The following is a 21145-nucleotide window of genomic DNA, read 5'->3' as shown; positions in this document are numbered from 1 at the left end:
CGTTAAAACCTTCATTTTGCATATTAATTTGTACTGTTTTTTTATTGAGTTCCTGCAACTCACTTAAGCGTGTAGGCAAGAATAAACATCTATTAACTAAAAATAGTATTTTAGTTAACGACACTTTAGTCAAAAATGAAACTTTAACTAACTTAATTTATCAAAAACCAAATAAAAAACTCTTAAAAACACCTTTAAGACTTTTTATTTACAACTTAGCAAGACCAAATATTGATTCTTTAATCAATTCAAAAATATATGAAAACCCTAAAAAACTAGAACGTAAAACAAAATTTTTATCTAGAAAGCAAGTCGATAAATTAGCAGAATCAAAACGTGGTTTTAATGCTTGGTTAAAAAAAATGGGTGAAGCACCGGTAATAGTAAACGATTCATTGTCTGAAAAATCCTTAAAACTTTTAAGAAGTTATTACTGGAATAATGGCTGGTTTAATGTTACTCTAGATTACGATACAAAAAAAGACAGTAATCAACGTGCAAAAACAACTTATAAAATAACTACTGGAAAACCTTATATTCTAGACTCTTTAAATTCTGATATTAAAACAGCTGCTGTTGATTCTATTTATCAACTTCACAAATCTAAATCTTTTTTAAAAAAAGGTCAACAATACCGAACAGCTAATATCTTAAATGAAAAAAAACGAATTACAGATTTAATGAGAAACAATGGTGTATTTCATTTCTCGCAAGATTATTTTCTATTTGCTATGGATACTTTTGGTATAAACAACCATACCAACGTAGATATGAAAATTACAAATAGATCTAAAAGAAGTGGAGATTCTACTATTACAGAACCTTTTAAAATCTATAAAATAAAAGACGTTAACATTTACACAAACAGTTCTTTCGAATCCAGAAACCAATCTTATACTGACACTACTAGTTTTAATGGATATAAAATATACAGTCAAGGTAAATTAAAATACAAGCCTAAAGCACTTACCAATTCGGTTTTTATTACGCCAAATACTATTTTCAAAGATAAAAACAGACCATTAACATCAAGAAAAATAAGTGATTTAAAAACTTTTAAATACCCAAGAATAGAGTATATAGAAAATATTGATACTACATTGACTACAAACATTTATCTTAATCCATACAAAAAGTGGAGTCTTGGTTTTAGTACAGAAATAACCCAAAGTAATATTCAAACCATTGGTTTTTCTTTAATACCAAGCTTAAAAGTAAGAAATTTATTTAGAGGAGCAGAAACGTTAGAACTTTCTGGATTTACTTCAATTGGAGCCTCAAAAGATGCAGCCAATAATAGAGATGATTTTTTTGATATTAATGAACTTGGGGTTAATTTAAAATTAAATATACCGCGTTTTCTATTCCCTTTTAATACTGAGAGAATTATACCAAAAAGTATGTTCCCAGCAACAAAAATAACTTTAGCAACAACAAGTCAAACTAATGTTGGTTTAGACAAACAAACTTTTAGTGGTGTTTTTAATTACACATGGTATCCTAATAACAATGTTACTAATAGGTTAGATGTTTTTAATATTCAATATGTAAAAAATCTAAATACTTCTAACTACTTTAATGTATATCAAAACTCTTTTAATACACTTAACAGTTTAGCACAAAGCAATGGTTATGTTTCAGCTGGAACTAATCTAGAAATACCTTCAGAAGCAAACCAATTTTTAGCAGATGTAACCTCTAATAGTTATGCAGTAAACAATGAAGACTTTTTAACTATTAATGCCATTGACGAAAGAAAAGAACGTTTAACAGAAGACAATCTAATTATTGCATCTAACTTTAATTATGTTAAAGATAAAAGAGAATCAATATCAGACAATGCTTTTTCAATCTTTAGATTTAAGTTAGAAACTGCAGGAAATTTAGCTTCATTATTAGCAAAACCTTTAAACCTTAAAAAAAACGAAAACAACAATTACGAATTATTTAAAGTAGGGTTTTCTCAATACGTAAAAACAGAAATAGACTATATAAAATATTGGAGTTTTGGAAACAAAAACACCATAGCTATTAGAAGCTTTTTTGGAATAGCTATTCCTTTTGGAAATGCATCTAGTATACCATTTTCTAAGAGTTTTTTTGCTGGTGGAGCAAACGACAACAGAGCTTGGACTGCCTATAACTTAGGCCCTGGGAGTTTAAATTCAAATAATGAGTTTAACGAAGCTAACTTAAAATTAACACTAAGCGCAGAGCAGCGCTTCAATATTTTTGGCGCTTTAAACGGTGCTTTATTTTTGGATGCAGGAAATATATGGAACGTATTAGATGATGTAGCCCAAGAAGAGGCTACTTTTAATAGTTTCAGCTCTTTAAAAGATATTGCAATTGGTTCTGGTTTTGGTTTTCGTTACGATTTTGATTTCTTTATTTTAAGACTAGATATAGGTTTTAAAACATATGATCCTTCATATCAAAATAAAAACAGATGGTTTAATGATTATAATTTCTCTAAAGCTGTATATAATATTGGAATAAACTATCCATTTTAAAAAAAAATGCCAAAAATATGTATCAAAAAATCACTACATTTGGCACTTAAAATTAGAACTCAGTTAAACTAAACTTAAAATGTCACACAACATAAAACCAGGAGTTGCTACAGGTAAAGAAGTTCAAGCTATTTTTAAATTAGCAAAAGAAAAAGGCTTTGCTTTACCAGCTGTAAACGTTACAGGATCAAGTTCAATTAATGGAGTATTAGAAACCGCTGCTAAACTAAATGCACCAGTAATTATTCAATTTTCAAATGGCGGAGGACTTTTTAATGCAGGAAAAGGGCTAAATAACGAAAATCAAAAAGCCGCTATAGCAGGCTGTGTCGCTGGCGCAAAACACATCCACATAATGTCAGAACTTTATGGTGTCCCAGTAATTTTACATACTGACCATGCAGCTAAAAAGTTATTACCTTGGATTGATGGTTTATTAGATGCTAGTGAACAATTTTATAAAGAAACAGGCAAATCACTTTACAGCTCTCATATGATTGATTTAAGTGAAGAACCTATTGAAGAAAATATTTCAATTTGTAAAACCTACCTAGAACGCATGTCTAAAATAGGTATGACACTTGAAATAGAATTAGGTATTACTGGTGGAGAAGAAGATGGTGTAGACAATAGCGATGTAGATGAATCAAAACTTTACACACAACCAGAAGAAGTAGCTTATGCTTATGAAGAATTAAGTAAAGTAAGCGACCAATTTACAATTGCTGCAGCTTTTGGAAATGTTCATGGTGTTTACAAACCTGGAAATGTTAAGTTAACGCCAAAAATACTAAAGAACTCTCAAGAGTTTATTTCTAAAAAATTTAATGTACCTCATAACCATATTGATTTTGTATTTCACGGTGGATCTGGTTCTACTGTAGAAGAAATTAGGGAATCTATTGGTTATGGTGTTATTAAAATGAATATTGATACAGATATGCAGTTTGCATTTACTACAGGTGTAAGAGACTACTTTGTAGAAAAAGCAGATTACGTAAAAACACAAATTGGCAATCCAGAAGGACCAGACGTTCCTAATAAAAAGCATTATGATCCTCGCGTATGGTTACGTAAAGGTGAGCAAACATTTGTAACTCGTTTGGAAAAAGCTTTCGCAGACCTAAATAATATAAACACACTATAAAAACGTATATTTAGCTATACTAAAAAGCGTTAACAATAAAATTGAAACTATGGCTTGGTTTAAAAGAAAAGACAAAGGAATTCAAACATCAACAGAACAAAAGAAAGATACACCAAAAGGACTTTGGTACAAATCACCTACAGGTAAAATTGTAGATACAGAAGAGCTTGCAAAAAACTTTTATGTAAGCCCAGAAGACGGCTACCATGTTAGAATTGGAAGTAAAGAATACTTCGAAATTTTATTTGACGATAATAAATTTAAAGAATTAAATACAAATCTAACATCTAAAGATCCATTAAAGTTTGAGGATACTAAAAAATACCCGGATCGTTTAAAAGCTGCTAAAGAAAAAACCAACCTTAAAGATGCCGTAAGAACAGCTGTAGGTAAGTCTAAAGGTAAAGATTTAGTTGTAGCAGCAATGGATTTTACATTTATTGGAGGATCTATGGGATCTGTGGTTGGAGAGAAAATAGCTAGAGCTGCAAATTACTCTCTAGAAAACAACATTCCTTTTATGATTATTTCAAAATCTGGAGGAGCAAGAATGATGGAAGCTGCAATATCTCTAATGCAATTAGCAAAAACATCTGCTAAACTGGCACAATTAGCTGATGCACAAATTCCTTACATTTCTTTATGTACAGATCCAACAACAGGAGGAACAACAGCTTCTTTTGCCATGTTAGGTGATATTAATATAGCAGAACCTGGTGCTTTAATTGGATTTGCTGGACCAAGAGTTGTTAGAGATACTACAGGTCAAGAATTACCAGAAGGTTTCCAAACCTCAGAATTTTTACTAGAGCATGGCTTTTTAGACTTTATTATGGTTCGTCAAGAACTTAAAAATAAAGTAAATCAATATATAGACTTAATTACTAATTCTCCAATTCGAGCATAAGTAATAAATTCTTTTCATTATAAGAAGCTCATTCAAATTTAGTTATGAATGAGCTTCTTTTTTATACCTCTACAATACAAGTTAATTAAATAAAAAGCTGTATATTTGCAGCTTGAAAGAAAAACTTTCAATTACATAACAATCATTTACAATAATATTAGAATGTATTTAACTAAAGAAGAAAAAGCTAAACTTTTCGCTAAGCACGGAAAATCGGCAACAGACACAGGTTCTGCAGAAGGGCAAATTGCAATTTTCACACAAAGAATTGAGCATTTAACAAAACACTTAAAGAAAAACCATAAAGATTATAACACTGAGCGTTCTTTAGTTATGTTAGTAGGTAAACGTAGATCGTTACTTGACTATTTAACTAAGAAAGATATCTTAAGATATCGTGCAATTGTTAAAGAATTAGGTTTAAGAAAATAAGATTACTAAAAGAGGCTTTATGCCTCTTTTTTTTATTAATACAACTCAAACGAAAGAGTGAAAAAATCGTAAAAAAGAAGCTATATTATAGTTTTTCATTGGTCATCGTCTCTAACTAAGACAAACAACAACTACATACAACAACACAACGACCATTGTTTAATTAAAATTAAAAACACTTTTATGATTCCAAAAGTATTTAAAGAGGTTATAGACCTTGGAGATGGAAGAGAAATTTCTATCGAAACTGGAAAGTTAGCAAAACAGGCACATGGATCTGTTGTTGTACAATCTGGAAAATGTATGATGCTATGTACAGTAGTGTCAAATTACAAACAAAGCGATGTAGATTTCCTACCTTTAACAGTAGATTATCGTGAAAAATTTGCAGCTGCAGGACGTTATCCAGGAGGTTTCTTTAAAAGAGAAGCAAGACCAAGTGATGGAGAAGTTCTAACTATGCGTTTAGTAGATAGAGTTTTACGTCCATTATTCCCAAAAGATTATCACGCAGAAACACAAGTAATGATTCAGTTAATGTCTCATGACGAAAATGTTATGCCAGATGCTATGGCTGGATTAGCTGCTTCTGCTGCTATACAATTATCTGATTTCCCTTTTGAATGTCCTATTTCTGAAGCAAGAGTAGCTCGTGTAAACGGTGAATTTGTTATCAACCCAACTAGAGCACAATTGGCAGAATCTGATATCGATATGATGATTGGAGCTTCAGCTGATTCCGTAATGATGGTTGAAGGTGAAATGGATGAAATTTCTGAAGAAGAAATGGCAGATGCAATTAAATTTGCTCACGAAGCTATTAAAGTACAATGTGCTGCTCAAGTAAAATTAGCAGAAGCTTTTGGTAAAAAAGAAACACGTGAGTATGCTCCAGAAAGAGAAGATGCTGATTTAGCTAAAAAAATAAACGACTTAGCTTACGATAAGGTATATGCAATTGCTAAAAATGGGTCTTCTAAAAAAGAACGTAGCGCTGCATTTTCTGAAATTAAAGAAGAAATCAAAGCTACTTTTACTGAAGAAGAATTAGCAGATTATGGAGATTTAGTCTCAAAATATTATGCTAAAGCAGAAAAGTCAGCTATTAGAAACTTAACATTAGATGAAGGCTTACGTTTAGATGGTCGTAAAACTGATGAAATTAGACCAATTTGGTGTGAAGTGGATTACCTACCTTCTACACACGGATCTTCAGTATTTACTCGTGGTGAAACTCAAGCATTAGCTACAGTAACTTTAGGAACATCTAGAGACGCAAACAAAATAGATATGCCATCTTACGAAGGTGAGGAGAATTTCTATTTACATTACAACTTCCCTCCTTTTTGTACAGGTGAAGCTAGACCGTTAAGAGGAACATCTCGTAGAGAAGTTGGTCACGGTAACTTAGCACAACGTGGTTTAAAAGGAATGATTCCTGCAGATTGCCCTTACACAGTACGTGTCGTTTCAGAAGTATTAGAATCTAACGGTTCGTCTTCTATGGCAACAGTATGTGCTGGAACAATGGCTTTAATGGATGCTGGTGTTAAAATGACAAGACCTGTTTCTGGTATTGCAATGGGATTAATTTCTGATGCTGAAACTGGTAAATATGCTGTATTATCTGATATTTTAGGTGATGAAGATCACTTAGGAGATATGGACTTTAAAGTAACTGGTACTTCTGAAGGTATTACTGCTTGCCAAATGGATATTAAAGTAAAAGGTTTAAGTTATGAGATTTTAGTAAATGCACTAAAACAAGCTCGTGACGGTCGTTTACATATCTTAGGTAAATTAACTGACACAATTGATGCTCCTGCAGAAAGCGTTAAAGATCACGCTCCTACAATGGTTACTCGTAGAGTGCCAAACGAATTTATTGGTGCTTTAATTGGACCTGGAGGGAAAGTGATTCAAGAAATGCAAAAAGAAACAGAAACAACTATAGTTATTAACGAAGATCCTGTTACTGAAGAAGGTATTGTTGAAATCTTAGGGGTTGGTAGCACTGGAATTGATGCTGTTATGGCAAAAATTGATGCTATTTTATTCAAACCTGAAAAAGGATCTGTGTACGAAGTTAAAGTTATCAAAATGTTAGATTTTGGAGCTGTTGTTGAGTATATGGATGCACCAGGAAATGAAGTTTTATTACACGTATCTGAATTAGCTTGGGAACGTACAGAAAATGTTTCTGACGTTGTTAATATGGGTGATGTTTTCGATGTAAAATACTTTGGTTTAGACCCAAGAACTCGTAAAGAAAAAGTATCTCGTAAAGCAATTTTACCAAAGCCTGAAGGTTTTGTTGAAAGACCACCAAGAGACGACAAACGTTCTGGAGGAAGAGATAATCGTGGACGCGATAACCGTAGAGACGATAGAAAACCAAGACCTAAAAAAGAAGATTAATTCTTATTAGTTTTATGATATTAAAAAGCTCAACAAAATTGTTGGGCTTTTTTTTATATCTTTAATAGTTAATTCATAATACTATGAACACTATAACTTTAGAGCAATTTATTCATAACAAAAAAAGTTGCATCGCAATTAAATTTCCTTACTGTTTTGAAACTAAAGAATACATAAAAAAGTTTAAAGGAGTCTATTGGACAAAAACACACAGAACATTTTATTTTTATTATGATGAAGTTAGATTAGAAAATTTTAAAAAATACATAAAAAAAGAGGGAATAGTTCTTTTAGATAATTACAAAAAAGATACTGTTCCAAGATTAAGTAATAGGACTACATTTGAACTTAAACCTTTAAATCAAGAAAAAACACTAGTCTATCGTCATTTTATAGAATTCCTAAAAGGCAAAAGATTAAGTACTAGCTCAATTGCTTCATACAGCGGATTTATATTGGAATTCCTACGTTTTACAGAGAACAAACCAGTTAACAGCCTTAATGAAAATGATGTAAGGCATTATATTGAATGGACTGTTAAGACGCTTAACTACGCTATTAGTACACATAGACAAATGGTTAGTGGGTTTAAACACTTTGCTTATTTCTATCCTGCATGCGCAATAAATATAGAAAAAATTTATATGCCTAAAAAAGACAAAAAATTACCAATTGTTTTAAGTATTGAAGAGGTTTTCTCCTTATTAAAACATGCAAAAAACTTAAAACATAGAATTATCATTGCTATGTTGTATGGTTCTGGTTTAAGAATAGGTGAATTGATAGATTTAGAACTTAAAGATTTTGATTTTTCAAGAAAACAATTACATATTAAAAATGGTAAAGGTCGCAAAGACAGATATACCACTATAGCTGAAAGCCTGTTCCCGTTATTAAAAAATTATCACATTGCTTACAAACCAAAAGTGTACTTTATTGAAAATCCTAAAGGAGGTAAGTACAGCCCTGAGTCAATTCGTTCTTTTTTAAGAAAAATCACTAAAACAGCTGGTATAACAAAAATTGTTACACCGCACACACTTAGACATAGCTATGCTACACATATGCTAGAACAAGGAACAGATATAAGACACATACAAGAGCTTTTAGGACACAGCAGACCAGAAACAACAATGATTTACACACATGTTACCAGAAAAGATTTACAACAAATAATTAGCCCATTGGATAATGCAATAAAAAAATTATCTTTACGAGATAACAGTGATGAGAATCTTACCATATCCTGAGTTATTTACGGGATATCAATGATAAAAGTTACTATATAACACGTTGGCAAACATTTGAAAATGAACAAAACCTCAATATTCTTCATTCTGATTTTAATAATCATTAGCTGTCAGAAAAAGGAAAAGATAATTGATTTTAAAAATGAGTTGAAGGGAAAAACTTTCAACGTAATGAATAATGAAAACTATCCATTAGATTTTGAATTCAAGGATTCTACTTTTGTATCATATCAATTCAATATTAGTAAAGGTTCGTATGAGATAATTAAAGAGAAAGACACTGCATTTATTTTATTGAATAATGAATTGTGTTACATCAGTCAAAGCAAAAATGAATTATTTGATTTTTTACTAATTGGTAGAATGTATAAAGACACATTTAAACTAAAAGAAAGAAAACCAACTTGGAAACTAAATGGGCTCTATGGAAAATGGATTGAGGAAAATCCAACTCAAACGGAATTAGATTCTCTTCCCTTCTACTCGATTGAAAAAACAGGAATAACTTTTCATAAAAAGGATGAACAAATTGAATCTAAATTAAACGTGAACTCATCTTACGAATACATTGAAATAAATTTAACTCATTCTTCTACGAAAATTGAAACCATGTGGAGAATAAAAAATCTGACTGACAGTACAATGGTAATTGATAGAACTACCAACTCAAGTCCAATTGAATATGGAATTCATAATGACATTAAGCTGATTAAAAAACGTTAGCCAACAACGTGTATAGCAAATTGCTCATTTTGTGTGTACTCGGAAAATCCTACGGATTTTCCTCTGGTTCGTTTTCTTTTGCTAACTTAGTTCTTACCAACGCAACTAGCCATACACGAACACGTTGCCAATAATTTTTAAAAAAATAAGGTATGTCTATGCCTTAATTAACAAAAAATAACATACTTAAAACAATATAATACTATGAAAAAAATTATACTTATTTGCATCCTTTTCTTTTTTTCTAATGGTATTAATGCTCAAGCATCTGGTCTTTTAATTTATGTTAGAATTCCTGATGGTAATGGCTCACAATACACTTCTTCTATTGATGCACTTTATTCAGATACAATATTAGTTTTAAAACAAAAAATTCAAATAAACGAAGGTATTGACCCAAACACATTTGATCTTTTATCTTTTACCGGTTCTTTACTAGAAGAATCGAGAACTATTGCTGAATATAATATACTGAATGAATCAACTATTTATTTACGTTATAATGATACTTTAAGTATTGAACAAGTTAATTTTGATGACAGTTTATCAATATTACCAAATCCAAGCATTGGACAGGTTACAATTTCTACCGAACAAATCTTTCAAGAACTTCACGTTAAGATTCTAAGCATAACTGGGCAGACTATGATTGAAAATAAATATTACAACACAAATAAAATTGCGCTAAGTTTTGAAGGAAACTCAGGACTATACCTTATTAAAATTAAGAACGAAAACGGAATAATAATAACAAAAAAAATAATTAAAGAATAGTCTAAATAATTAAAAAAAAAGATTTGATAAAAAAACTAATGGCAACAACGGGATATAACTTATAAAAAAGCATTAAAATTAAACACTACATCTTAACTGCTTTCAATTCAAAAATTAATGGATATAATTTATCTTTAGTTTCATAAAAACCATCTTTATTTTCAACCAAATCTGGCAATACATTATAAGGAGAAGCGTCGTGTTCTTTTAAATACTCTATATGTAATCCTGCTTCAGTTAATGCATTAATTACTTCGCTTAAACCATGATTCCAACCATACTCTTTACTAATCATTTTAGAAGATTGGTTGGCGTAAGTACCTTCATATTCTTCGTAAATAGCTTCGTCTTGCATATAGCCGTATTTCATAATAGGCTTTCCTTCTAAGTAATCAAACATCCAAACTATAGGATGAAACTCCGCCATATAAAACGTTCCATCTTTCTTTAATTTATCAGCTATCATTTGTCCCCAAGGTTTTAAATCGGGCAACCAACCAATAACACCATAACTTGTAAAAACAATATCGAAAGTCTCTTTTACGTGCTTTGCAGTATCTAAAACATTGCAACACATAAATTCCGCATCTAAATTTAATTCAGAATTTAAAGATTGGGCTAATTTAATACCTTCATTGCTTAAATCTACGCCTGTACATTTTGCTCCTGCTCTACTCCAACTTAACGTATCTTGTCCAAAATGACATTGCAAATGCAATAAAGATTTTCCATTTACATCACCCAAAGCATCAATTTCATAAGACTTTAAAGAGGTATTTCCATCTTTAAAAGTCTGCATATTATACATATCGCTTTCTGCGTGTACTTTAACTTTATCGTTCCAAGTTGCCTTATTAGCAGCGAAATATTTAGAATTATCAGACATTGTTTTAATATTTTATTAGAGCAAAATAAGACAACTTTTAGACTTCTGTTTTATAACTTTGAAATAAATTAATTTTTTATGAAAACATATATTTTAATAATTGGACTTTCACTTTCGTTATTTTCTTGTAAAAATGACATTAAAAAAGACACTCCAAAAACTTCAAACACAAAGTTAACTATAGCGGAAAAAATAGCAGAAGCTCATGGTTTATCAAACTGGAAAAACGTTACCGAAATCAAATTCACATTTAACGTAGATAGAGACTCAAGTCATTTTGATAGATCTTTTATTTGGAAACCAAAAACTAATCAAGTTACTGCAATTACAGTAAAAGACACTATTTCGTATTTTAGAAAAAATGTAGATAGTATAAGCCTTAGAGCTGATCAAAGCTTTATAAACGATAAGTTTTGGTTGCTACCAGCTTTTCAATTAGCTTGGGATAAAGGCACAACTATTTCTAAACCTAAAAGAGAAATTGCGCCAATAAGTAAAGATTCTCTAAATAAAATAACATTAATCTATAATTCTGAACTTGGTTATACGCCTGGTGATGCTTATGATATTTTTTATGATAAAAATTACCATATAAAAGAATGGATTTTTAGACAAGCAAACCAAGAAAAACCGAGTATGATTACAGTTTTTTCTGAGTATAAAACAATAAAAGGAATTTCTTTTCCTACAAAAAGCACAAAAGAAACCCCAAATTGGTCGCTTTATTTTACAGATCTAAAAATTACAACCGAATAAAATTCTACTTTTTGCAAAATTCGCAAGGATTTCAGAAATTACAAAAGCATATTTCTTTTGTTTGTATCACTTCATTGGTAAATTAATAATTCTTATTTTTGAGGAAACCAAAACTAAAATTACGTGTCTAAATATAAAACTGGTCTTGATTATGCAAAAGAATTAGACCAAAACGATGTTTTAGCATCGTTTAGAAATCAATTTCATATTCCAAAAGATAAAGACGGAAACGATTTAGTTTATTTCTGCGGAAACTCATTAGGTCTTCAACCAAAAAACACTAAATCCTATATCAATCAAGAGTTAGAAGATTGGGCTAATTTAGGCGTTGAAGGTCATACTGAAGGAAAAAATCCTTGGTTGCATTACCATGAGTTTCTAACAGAGACTATGGCAAATGTTGTTGGTGCAAAAGAAAAAGAAGTTATTGTAATGAATTCTCTTACAGCTAACTTACACTTAATGATGGTTAGTTTTTATCAGCCTACACCAAAACGTTATAAAATTCTAATTGAAGCTGATGCTTTTCCAAGTGATAAATATGCGGTAGAATCTCAATTACGTCATCACGGTTACGATGATAAAGAAGGCTTAATTTTATGGAAAGCTAGAGAAGGCGAAGAATTGGCTAATTACAACGATTTAGAAACCATTCTTGCAGAACAAGGCGATGAAATTGCTTTAATTATGATTGGTGGCGTAAATTACTACACAGGTCAGTTTTTCGATCTAAAACGCATTACAGAATTAGGACATAAAAACGGTTGTATTGTAGGATTCGATTGTGCTCACGGCGCAGGAAATGTAGATTTAGACTTACATAATTCAGGCGCAGATTTTGCAGTTTGGTGTTCTTATAAATATTTAAATTCTGGACCAGGAAGTTTATCTGGTGCATTTGTTCATGAACGTCATGCCAACCGAAAAGACTTAAATCGTTTTACAGGTTGGTGGAGTCATAACAAAAAAACACGCTTTAGAATGCGAGATGAATTTGACCAATTAGAAGGCGCAGAAGGTTGGCAATTAAGTAATCCTCCAATTTTATCTATGGCTGCAATTAGAGCATCTTTAGATGTTGTAAAAGAAGCTGGATTTAAAAATATGATTGCTAAATCTAAAGAGTTAACAGGTTATTTTGAATTTTTAATTAACGCATTAAATCATTCAGATATTAAAATAATAACACCAAGTAATCCTGAAGAACGTGGCTGCCAATTATCTATTCAGGTTAAAAATGCGGATAGAAGTTTACATGATAAATTAACTAATGCAGGTGTAATTACAGATTGGCGTGAGCCAGATGTTATACGTTGTGCTCCAGTACCATTGTATAACTCTTTTGAAGATGTTTATAATATGGTGGAGCGATTGAAAGGTTTATTATAATGAATGTCTCCTCGAGCATAGTCGAGAGGTTATTCTAAAATATTAAGGTTTCGACTACGCTCAACCAGAAAACACACATATGGAAGTAAAAAATCAAAACATACAAATAATTGGCGCAGGTCTTTGCGGAAGTTTACTCGCTTTGCGATTAGGACAACGCGGATATAATGTTACTGTATTTGAAATGCGTACAGATTTACGTAAAACAGATATTTCTGCGGGTCGTTCTATTAACCTTGCGTTTTCAGATAGAGGAAACAAAGCCATTAAAATGGTTGGCTTGGAAGATAAAGTTGAAAAACTTTGTATTCCAATGAATGGAAGAATGATTCACGATAGAGAAAGTAATACCTTTTTATCTAATTATAGCGGTAGAGAGTACGAATATATTAACTCTATTTCTCGTGGCGGATTAAACGCTTTACTTTTAGATGAAGCTGAAGCATTAGATAATGTAACTATACATTTCAACAAAAAATGTAAGTCGGTAGATTTTGAAAATAGTACAGCAATTTACAAAGACTATTTAACTAAAGACGAATCTAAAATAACTTCAGATTCTATAATAGCAACAGATGGTGCAGGTTCTGCATTACGTAAAAGTTATGTTACAGAACGTAAGTTCTTATTTAGTTATTCGCAAGAATATTTAACACACGGTTATAAAGAGTTATGTATTCTACCTGCAGAAAATGGGGATTATAAAACCTATAAAAACGCATTACATATTTGGCCTAGAGGCGATTTTATGGTTATTGCATTACCTAACTTAGATGGTAGTTTTACAGTAACTCTATTTTTAAGTTATGAAGAAGGCGAATACAATTTTAATAATTTAACAACACCAGAAATTGTAACCGAATTCTTCCAAAAAGAATTTCCAGACGCTTTAGAGCTAATGCCTAATTTAGTAGAAGACTTTTTCGAAAACCCAACAGCACCATTAGGAACTGTAAAATGCTCGCCTTGGAACTACAAAGGAAACACCTTATTAATGGGAGATTCGGCGCACGCTATTGTACCTTTTTACGGACAAGGAATGAATGCTTCTTTTGAAGATGTAGTAGAATTTGATGCTTTTTTAGATAAAAATGAAGGCAACTGGGAAGACGTTTTCAAAGCTTATAGCCAATCTCGCAAAAAAGATACCGATGCTATTGCCGATTTAGCAATAGATAATTTTCACGAAATGAAAAGTCACGTTGGTCAAGCTATTTTTCAAGAAAAGAGAAAAATAGAAATGGCTTTAGAAAAAGAGTTTCCAAATAATTATTCATCAAAATACAGCTTAGTCACTTTTAACGAAAACATTGGTTATCGCGAAGCTATGCTTAGAGGAAGAGCTCAAGACAAAGCCATTCTTAATATGTTATCTGATGGCGATATCTCAACAAATATTGACTTTAAAGACAAAGCAGTTTTAAAAATAGTTTTAGACAAAGTAATAGCGGAAACCAATAACATTTTAGAAGATGACATGGTTGCTAAAACAATGCATCATTAATGTTCAACATATCAATTAGATAATTTGAAAATGTAATAATTAGTAATAAATTAAAATTTGAATATTTTGTCATTCTGCGCTACGACGCAGAATCTAAATAAGATAAAGAATATAGAAAACAGGATAAGATATTAAACCATCAAAATTAAGAAATAATGAATGAAGGAATGTAGATGCGAAGCGTAGCTTCAAGCACGAAATTCCGAGAATGAATGTCGCTTTAGCGATTTCCTAATTTTGATTTGATTTTTTGGTTCGTTTTTCATCAAGGAAAAATGAACAGAAAGAGAAAATAGTAGAAACCTTAAAATAAGATTCCTGCCTATGCAGGAAATAATTATGGAAAACAAAATAGTAACACCAAGAGGCGCATATCCACACGTAAAACAAGTAGGCGACTTTATATTTGTATCAGGAACAAGTTCTAGAAGACCAGACAATACAATAGCTGGTGTAGAAATTATTGACGAAATGGGTACAAAGCGTTTAGATGCCTATGTACAAACCCAAGAAGTGATTAAAAACATAGAACGCAACTTAGCAAAAGTTGGTGCTACATTAAAAGACGTTGTAGATGTATCTTCTTTTTTAGTAAACATGAACGATTTTGCAGGTTACAATAAAGCCTATGGCGAATTTTTTGAAAAAGAATCTGGACCAACACGTACCACAGTTGCAGTACACCAATTACCACATCCAGATTTAGTGATTGAGATTAAGGTAACAGCTTATAAAAAACAAGGCTAAAATAATTTAGCAATTTGTTAATTTTAAAATGTAATAATTATAAACTCTAGTTCATTTGTCGTTCTGCTGAAAAGCAGAATCTATAGTTTTATATATGAAGATGAATTTTAAACACATCACAATTCTATTCATACTACTAAGTTTTTCTTGTAAGAACTCAGAAGCCAATAAACCTATTTTATATATTGAAGAAAAAGAGATTGAAACACCAATTATTACTGATGAATTTAAGTTAAAGTTTTTGAATGATATACTGAGTAATAAAAATGATTCTTTATTGTTTCCAATTGAAAAAGAGCCATATATAAATTACTGGCCATACAAATATAATGGAAATAGAAATGACATCAGATTAAATGTGATTGTTGGAAAGGATGCTAACTTTGTAGAGTATCTAGATTTTATTTTTAAAGAAAAAGACACAACTTACATCTCTAACCAATTAAAATCTAACAAAAATTTAAAAATATCTAATCTCTCGAAGTTTGGCCATAAATCTATTGATTGGAATACCATTTGGTATTTTGATAAAAATAATAAAAGAGTAAATATTGTTTCAGAAGATTCAATCAAAAGATTATATTCTGAAATAAAAACATCTGACCAAATAAACCTGAGTAAATTAGTCTTCAACAAAAAACTAGACAAAGCACACATAAGTATTAATTATTATGTGCGCCATACTAAAGAAGTTCTTTATACTAAAGAAAATGGGAGATGGAAAGCTGAAAAGGTATTAATACATCTGATGAATTAATAATTCAATATGAACATACAAAACTACATAAACGGGGAATTTAAAAATCCAATTAACAACAATTGGATTGACAATTACAATCCATCTAACGGAGACGTTTATGGGCAAATCCCAAACTCATCTCAAGAAGATGTGGAATTAGCTTATAAAGCTGCTAAATCTGCTTTTCCAAGTTGGTCAAAAACTACTTTAGATGAACGTAGTAGAATTCTAATTAAGATTGCTGATTTATTAGAAGACAACTTACAACGTTTTGCAGAAGCAGAAAGTAAAGACAACGGAAAACCAGTAAGCTTAGCAAAAGCAGTAGATATTCCAAGAGCTGCAAGTAACTTTAGATTCTTTGGAAATGCCATAACACAATTTGCTAGCGAAAGTCACGAAAGTGTTGGTCAAGACGCTATAAATTATACATTGCGTCAACCTATTGGTGTTGTAGGATGTATTTCGCCATGGAATCTTCCACTTTATTTATTTACGTGGAAAATTGCACCAGCAATTGCAGCGGGAAATTGCGTGGTTGCTAAACCAAGTGAAGTCACACCAATGACCGCTTATTTATTAGGAGAAATTTGTAATCAAGCAGGCTTACCAAAAGGTGTTTTAAATATTGTTCACGGATTAGGAACAACTACAGGACAAGCCATTATAGAACACACAGATATTAAAGCCATTAGTTTTACTGGCGGAACAGCAACTGGTGCACATATTGCACGTATTGCAGCTCCAATGTTTAAAAAATTATCTTTAGAATTAGGTGGAAAAAACCCAAACATCATATTTGCAGATTGCGATTATGATGATATGTTAAACACAACAGTAAGATCATCTTTTGCTAATCAAGGTCAGATTTGTTTATGCGGAAGTCGAATTTTTGTTGAAGCTTCTATCTATGAAAAATTTAAAACAGATTTTGTTACTAAAGTAAAAGCCTTAAAAGTTGGTCATCCATCAGATGAAGCGACAAATATTGGCGCATTAGTATCAAAACCACATTTAGAAAAAGTAAAAGAATATATTGAGATTGCCAAAACAGAAAACGGAACTGTTTTATGCGGTGGAAATAAAGTCACTGTAAATGGTTACGAAAATGGTTACTATCTTGAACCAACAGTAATAGAAGTAACATCTGATGATTGTAGAGTTAATCAAGAAGAAATTTTTGGGCCTGTAGTAACTATAATGCCTTTTGAAACTGAAGCACAAGTTTTAGAAATGGCTAATAAAGTTAAGTATGGTTTGTCGGCTACGCTATGGACTAACAACTTAAAACGCACAATGATTCTAAGTAACAATCTACAAGCAGGAATTGTTTGGGTTAACACTTGGATGATGCGTGATTTACGCACACCTTTTGGTGGCGTAAAAGCTTCTGGTGTTGGACGCGAAGGCGGTTTTGAAGCCTTACGTTTCTTTACAGAAGCAAAAAATGTTTGTATAAAATATTAAAAATTAAAAATGAATTTAGACTTAAACAACACATACGCATTAGTTTGCGGTAGTACAGCGGGAATAGGAAAAGCAACTGCAATGGCTTTAGCTAACGAAGGTGCAATCGTCACTTTAATAGCAAGAAACGAAGATAAATTAAAAGCAACTTTAGCTGAATTACCTCAACAAAGAGCTCACGATTATATTGTAGCAGATTTTTCTAATCCAGCAGAATTAAAAGCCAAAGTGTCTGACTATATAGCTAAAAATCACGGATTTCATATTTTAGTAAATAATACTGGCGGACCAAAAGGCGGACCTGTATTTGCAGCAGATGTAGATGAGTTTGAAAACGCGTTTACACAGCATTTAAAATGCAATCACGTGTTAACACAAGCTGTGGTTCCTTTTATGAAAAGTGAATCTTTTGGTAGAATTATTAACGTAATTTCTACATCGGTTAAGCAACCTTTAGATGGACTTGGTGTTAGTAATACTATTCGTGGAGCAGTTGCCAATTGGAGTAAAACATTAGCTAACGAACTTGGACAATTTGGCGTTACTGTTAATAACGTATTACCAGGAGCAACAGGAACAGATCGTTTAGCTGAAATTATAAAAAACAAATCTGCTAAAACTGGTGTAACTCAAGACGAAGCAAGTAATGCAATGAAAAGTGCGGTTCCAGCAAAACGTTTTGCTCAACCTGAAGAATTAGCAGATGCTATTACATTTTTAGCTAGCAAACGTGCCAGTTACATTAATGGAATTAATCTTCCTGTGGATGGCGGAAGAACTAAATGTTTATAATACCGAATTTTCAATTTTTATTGTTAATTTTATTAAATTGATGAATTTGCGTTAAGGGTTGAAGTGGTATCCTTTTTTTGCTGACATATATGGCAAAAAAAGATATAACGAAAAACCTGGCCCGATAGGGAAACGCCATAAAAATAATACTATGAGTAAAATAGTTTCGCCTTTAAATTTTAAAGCTTGGATAGAGGAAAATCGTCATTTATTAAAACCGCCAGTTGGAAACAAAGTGGTTTGGAAAGATGGCGAATTTATAGTTATGGTTGTTGGTGGACCAAATAGTAGAAAGGACTATCATTATAACGAAACACCTGAGTTTTTCTACCAGGTTGAAGGAGACATCGTCTTGAAAATTATAGAAAATGGCACACCAAAAGATGTACATATAAAAGAAGGCGATATTTATTTGTTACCATCTAAAGTGCCGCATTCTCCACAACGTGGTGCAAATACGGTTGGATTAGTTATAGAATATCAAAGACATGAAGGCGTAAGAGATGCTTTGCTATGGTTTTGCGAAAGTTGTACAACAAAACTTTATGAGGAAGATTTTACGGTAAAAAATATTGAAACTGATATGCCAATAATTTTTGATAAGTACTATGGAGATGAAGAAAAACGCACGTGTCCAAACTGTTGTGAAGTTATGCAACCGCCAAAAAAGGTGAAAATCGATTAAATAGTATTAAAACCAACCTTAAACACTATCTTGAAATTGCTTTAAGATTAAGATCATGACAAAACGTAAACTAAGAATAAACGGACATTCGCACTTATTACCTTATCCTGAGGAAATCCCTCAATTTATGCAAGATAAAGGGATTTTTTGGGTTGATAAAGACCGAAAATACATGCTTCAAAAAGACTGGAACAGACCAATTACGGATTCTAGTTTTTTCTTAGACGAGAAGTTAGCTTGGATGGAGCGTTTTAATATTGACCATGCAGTTGTTTTAAATTTATCTCAGCTTTACGGAAATGGTTTGCGTGTTGAAGAAATGAAGCAAGCTTTACGTTTTCAGAATGATTTTAATGCTAAAGTACAGAGAGAAAATCCTTCTAAATTTACAACTGGATTTGTGGTTCATCCTGGTTTTGTACGTGGTGCTTGTTGGGAAATAGAACGTTGTGTAGAGGAATTAGGTATGCAATTATTATGCTTACCAACCCATTATATGGATACTATTGGTACGTGGCGTTGTATTTTTGATGAAGAAAACGAGCCTATTTTTGAATTGGCAAACAAATACAATTTAGCAGTAGAAATCCATCCTTATGATGGTGAGAAATTTATAAAATTAGAAAACACCTCTTGGCGTTTTCACTTAATTTGGATGTTAGCACAATGTGCAGATGCGTATCATTTTTTAACTTTAAATGGTTATGCAGATAAATATCCTAACATGAGAACGTGTTTTGCGCATGGCGGACAATTAGCACAAATAAACTTAGGAAGACGTATTCAAGGTTTTGATGGTAGACCAGATTTATTTGAAGGCAAAAGTCATCCAAGAAAAGCGGTTGGACATAAAAACATCTTTTTTGATACTTTAGTTCATGATACTGGTGGATTAGAATTATTACTAAAAAACCAAGGTTCTAAACAAGTTTTAATGGGATTAGACGATCCTTATCCTTTAGGAGAAATGGAAAGCGAAAAACAAGCGTCTTACCCTGGTAAAATTTTAGACTTAGCAATGGAACGCAGCATAATTACAGAACCAGAACGCGATGCTATTTGGGATGATAATGTGGTACAATGGCTTTGCGGAGATAATAAAGATGCCAAAGACAAATTGTATAAACGTATTTTGGGATAATTACTATGACAAAAAATGGCATTATTACAATGATGGTTTTTATTATTTCAGTAATTAATTCTTATGAATTAAGTGCTCAAATAAAATCTATAAAAACAACATCAAAATCTAGTATTGATGGTAAATCTCATGTTTCTGAATTCAAAAAATATAACAAAAAAAAGAATCTTATAAAGCTTGATAATTACGACTCTGACGGGAAATTAGAAAGCAGGATTGAATATATTTATGTTAATGACAAATTAATATTAAAATCGGACATTAATTTCGATTTTAACGAAAAAGAAATCACTAAAATAAAATATGATACAATTTTAAATAATAAAACTACTAAAGTTTTTAGGAATGAAAAATTAGCATATGGATTTATAGAAACTTATGATAAAGATGAAAATATTATTAAAATAGTTCAAGATATAAAAGGTGATATAGTTACAGTTAAATACAGCTATCTGCTTAACGATGATAATAAAGTAATATCTGTAACAGATGAAACTAAAAACCTTTTTAAAACTTTTAAATACGATAGTCTAGGTAATGAAGTTGAAGTCATAAAATATGGCACATACCTAACCTATAAAACATTAAAAGAATTTAAAAAAGGGAAAATCCATAGAATCTTAAAAACAAGAATTACAAAAGATTCAACTGAATATGTAGATTCTGACATAACCTATGATGACTTCTTCAATCCAATCTATCAAAAAATTTACAATGACAAAAAGTTAATTCGTGAACACAAAAGGACTTATACTTTTGATAAAAAAGGAAACTGGGTTACTAAAACAGTAACAACAAAAGACTATATATTTGACAGAAGCAACACCTTTAAGCCTAATTACATCGAAACTAGAAAAATAAAATATTGGTAATTT

Annotated in this window: 19 protein-coding genes; 18 read left to right on the top strand and 1 reads right to left on the bottom strand. The window is 31.3% G+C overall.

The genetic code is table 11. From position 1 onward, the window contains the following. Positions 1–44 precede the first annotated feature (44 nt). The 8 genes from ACFDSN_RS02455 to ACFDSN_RS02420 all read left to right on the top strand — a co-directional run bounded on the left by ACFDSN_RS02455 (position 45) and on the right by ACFDSN_RS02420 (position 10164). Complete coding sequence (locus ACFDSN_RS02455) at positions 45–2513, top strand: BamA/TamA family outer membrane protein (protein ID WP_375238239.1); 2469 nt, start codon at positions 45–47, stop codon at positions 2511–2513. 79 nt (positions 2514–2592) lie between these two features. Further along, complete coding sequence (fbaA, locus tag ACFDSN_RS02450; protein WP_375238238.1) at positions 2593–3660, top strand: class II fructose-bisphosphate aldolase; 1068 nt, start codon at positions 2593–2595, stop codon at positions 3658–3660. A gap of 49 nt (positions 3661–3709) precedes the next feature. Further along, complete coding sequence (accD, locus tag ACFDSN_RS02445) at positions 3710–4567, top strand: acetyl-CoA carboxylase, carboxyltransferase subunit beta (protein WP_375238237.1); 858 nt, start codon at positions 3710–3712, stop codon at positions 4565–4567. A 162-nt stretch (positions 4568–4729) separates the two neighbouring features. Then, positions 4730–4999 carry a 30S ribosomal protein S15 gene (rpsO, locus tag ACFDSN_RS02440; RefSeq protein WP_375238236.1) on the top strand — a complete coding sequence of 90 codons (270 nt, stop codon included), beginning with the start codon at positions 4730–4732 and terminating at the stop codon, positions 4997–4999. A gap of 183 nt (positions 5000–5182) precedes the next feature. Continuing rightward, the gene (locus tag ACFDSN_RS02435) at positions 5183–7417 is read left to right on the top strand and encodes a polyribonucleotide nucleotidyltransferase (protein ID WP_375238235.1); all 2235 of its coding nucleotides are present in this window, start codon (positions 5183–5185) and stop codon (positions 7415–7417) included. 83 nt (positions 7418–7500) lie between these two features. Continuing rightward, positions 7501–8667 (top strand): tyrosine-type recombinase/integrase, encoded by a 1167-nt coding sequence (locus ACFDSN_RS02430; protein WP_375238234.1) that lies wholly within the window; start codon positions 7501–7503, stop codon positions 8665–8667. A 60-nt stretch (positions 8668–8727) separates the two neighbouring features. After that, a complete protein-coding gene (locus ACFDSN_RS02425) occupies positions 8728–9390 on the top strand; it encodes a hypothetical protein (protein WP_375238233.1) in 663 nt (220 codons plus the stop codon). A 204-nt stretch (positions 9391–9594) separates the two neighbouring features. After that, entirely contained in the window at positions 9595–10164 is a 570-nt protein-coding gene (locus tag ACFDSN_RS02420; RefSeq protein ID WP_375238232.1) for a ubiquitin-like protein, read from the top strand. Positions 10165–10249: 85 nt separating this feature from the next. Here the strand turns inward: ACFDSN_RS02420 and ACFDSN_RS02415 are convergent, their stop codons facing one another. Then, entirely contained in the window at positions 10250–11050 is an 801-nt protein-coding gene (locus tag ACFDSN_RS02415; RefSeq protein WP_375238231.1) for a class I SAM-dependent methyltransferase, read from the bottom strand. A gap of 78 nt (positions 11051–11128) precedes the next feature. Here ACFDSN_RS02415 and ACFDSN_RS02410 point away from each other — a divergent pair, with 78 nt between their 5' ends. From ACFDSN_RS02410 to ACFDSN_RS02365, 10 genes are all read left to right on the top strand, one after another. Beyond that, positions 11129–11806 (top strand): hypothetical protein, encoded by a 678-nt coding sequence (locus ACFDSN_RS02410; RefSeq protein ID WP_375238230.1) that lies wholly within the window; start codon positions 11129–11131, stop codon positions 11804–11806. A gap of 123 nt (positions 11807–11929) precedes the next feature. Further along, a complete protein-coding gene (kynU, locus tag ACFDSN_RS02405) occupies positions 11930–13195 on the top strand; it encodes a kynureninase (protein ID WP_375238229.1) in 1266 nt (421 codons plus the stop codon). A 79-nt stretch (positions 13196–13274) separates the two neighbouring features. Next, positions 13275–14699 carry an FAD-dependent oxidoreductase gene (locus ACFDSN_RS02400; protein ID WP_375238228.1) on the top strand — a complete coding sequence of 475 codons (1425 nt, stop codon included), beginning with the start codon at positions 13275–13277 and terminating at the stop codon, positions 14697–14699. Positions 14700–15038: 339 nt separating this feature from the next. Then, positions 15039–15446, top strand: a complete 408-nt coding sequence (locus tag ACFDSN_RS02395) for a RidA family protein (RefSeq protein WP_375238248.1) — start codon at positions 15039–15041, stop codon at positions 15444–15446. Positions 15447–15540: 94 nt separating this feature from the next. Continuing rightward, a complete protein-coding gene (locus tag ACFDSN_RS02390; RefSeq protein WP_375238227.1) occupies positions 15541–16203 on the top strand; it encodes a hypothetical protein in 663 nt (220 codons plus the stop codon). Positions 16204–16212: 9 nt separating this feature from the next. Further along, entirely contained in the window at positions 16213–17652 is a 1440-nt protein-coding gene (locus ACFDSN_RS02385; protein ID WP_375238226.1) for an aldehyde dehydrogenase, read from the top strand. A gap of 9 nt (positions 17653–17661) precedes the next feature. Continuing rightward, positions 17662–18444, top strand: a complete 783-nt coding sequence (locus ACFDSN_RS02380) for an SDR family oxidoreductase (RefSeq protein WP_375238225.1) — start codon at positions 17662–17664, stop codon at positions 18442–18444. A gap of 151 nt (positions 18445–18595) precedes the next feature. After that, the gene (locus ACFDSN_RS02375; RefSeq protein ID WP_375238224.1) at positions 18596–19129 is read left to right on the top strand and encodes a 3-hydroxyanthranilate 3,4-dioxygenase; all 534 of its coding nucleotides are present in this window, start codon (positions 18596–18598) and stop codon (positions 19127–19129) included. A gap of 55 nt (positions 19130–19184) precedes the next feature. After that, positions 19185–20270, top strand: coding sequence for an amidohydrolase family protein (locus ACFDSN_RS02370; protein WP_375238223.1), 1086 nt, complete (start codon positions 19185–19187; stop codon positions 20268–20270). 5 nt (positions 20271–20275) lie between these two features. Next, entirely contained in the window at positions 20276–21142 is an 867-nt protein-coding gene (locus ACFDSN_RS02365) for a hypothetical protein (protein ID WP_375238222.1), read from the top strand. The last annotated feature ends 3 nt before the right edge of the window (positions 21143–21145 follow it).

The sequence above is a fragment of the Aurantibacter sp. genome (genome assembly GCF_042094015.1).
GTDB lineage: Bacteria > Bacteroidota > Bacteroidia > Flavobacteriales > Flavobacteriaceae > Aurantibacter.
This window is presented reverse-complemented; position numbering and strand designations above follow the sequence as displayed.

Coding starts and splice junctions, on each gene's coding strand:
- fbaA (WP_375238238.1), top strand. CDS start 2,593: ATGTCACACAACATAAAACCAGGAGTTGCTACAGGTAAAGAAGTTCAA.
- accD (WP_375238237.1), top strand. CDS start 3,710: ATGGCTTGGTTTAAAAGAAAAGACAAAGGAATTCAAACATCAACAGAA.
- rpsO (WP_375238236.1), top strand. CDS start 4,730: ATGTATTTAACTAAAGAAGAAAAAGCTAAACTTTTCGCTAAGCACGGA.
- ACFDSN_RS02435 (WP_375238235.1), top strand. CDS start 5,183: ATGATTCCAAAAGTATTTAAAGAGGTTATAGACCTTGGAGATGGAAGA.
- ACFDSN_RS02430 (WP_375238234.1), top strand. CDS start 7,501: ATGAACACTATAACTTTAGAGCAATTTATTCATAACAAAAAAAGTTGC.
- ACFDSN_RS02425 (WP_375238233.1), top strand. CDS start 8,728: ATGAACAAAACCTCAATATTCTTCATTCTGATTTTAATAATCATTAGC.
- ACFDSN_RS02420 (WP_375238232.1), top strand. CDS start 9,595: ATGAAAAAAATTATACTTATTTGCATCCTTTTCTTTTTTTCTAATGGT.
- ACFDSN_RS02415 (WP_375238231.1), bottom strand. CDS start 11,050: ATGTCTGATAATTCTAAATATTTCGCTGCTAATAAGGCAACTTGGAAC.
- ACFDSN_RS02410 (WP_375238230.1), top strand. CDS start 11,129: ATGAAAACATATATTTTAATAATTGGACTTTCACTTTCGTTATTTTCT.
- ACFDSN_RS02400 (WP_375238228.1), top strand. CDS start 13,275: ATGGAAGTAAAAAATCAAAACATACAAATAATTGGCGCAGGTCTTTGC.
- ACFDSN_RS02395 (WP_375238248.1), top strand. CDS start 15,039: ATGGAAAACAAAATAGTAACACCAAGAGGCGCATATCCACACGTAAAA.
- ACFDSN_RS02390 (WP_375238227.1), top strand. CDS start 15,541: ATGAAGATGAATTTTAAACACATCACAATTCTATTCATACTACTAAGT.
- ACFDSN_RS02385 (WP_375238226.1), top strand. CDS start 16,213: ATGAACATACAAAACTACATAAACGGGGAATTTAAAAATCCAATTAAC.
- ACFDSN_RS02380 (WP_375238225.1), top strand. CDS start 17,662: ATGAATTTAGACTTAAACAACACATACGCATTAGTTTGCGGTAGTACA.
- ACFDSN_RS02375 (WP_375238224.1), top strand. CDS start 18,596: ATGAGTAAAATAGTTTCGCCTTTAAATTTTAAAGCTTGGATAGAGGAA.
- ACFDSN_RS02370 (WP_375238223.1), top strand. CDS start 19,185: ATGACAAAACGTAAACTAAGAATAAACGGACATTCGCACTTATTACCT.
- ACFDSN_RS02365 (WP_375238222.1), top strand. CDS start 20,276: ATGACAAAAAATGGCATTATTACAATGATGGTTTTTATTATTTCAGTA.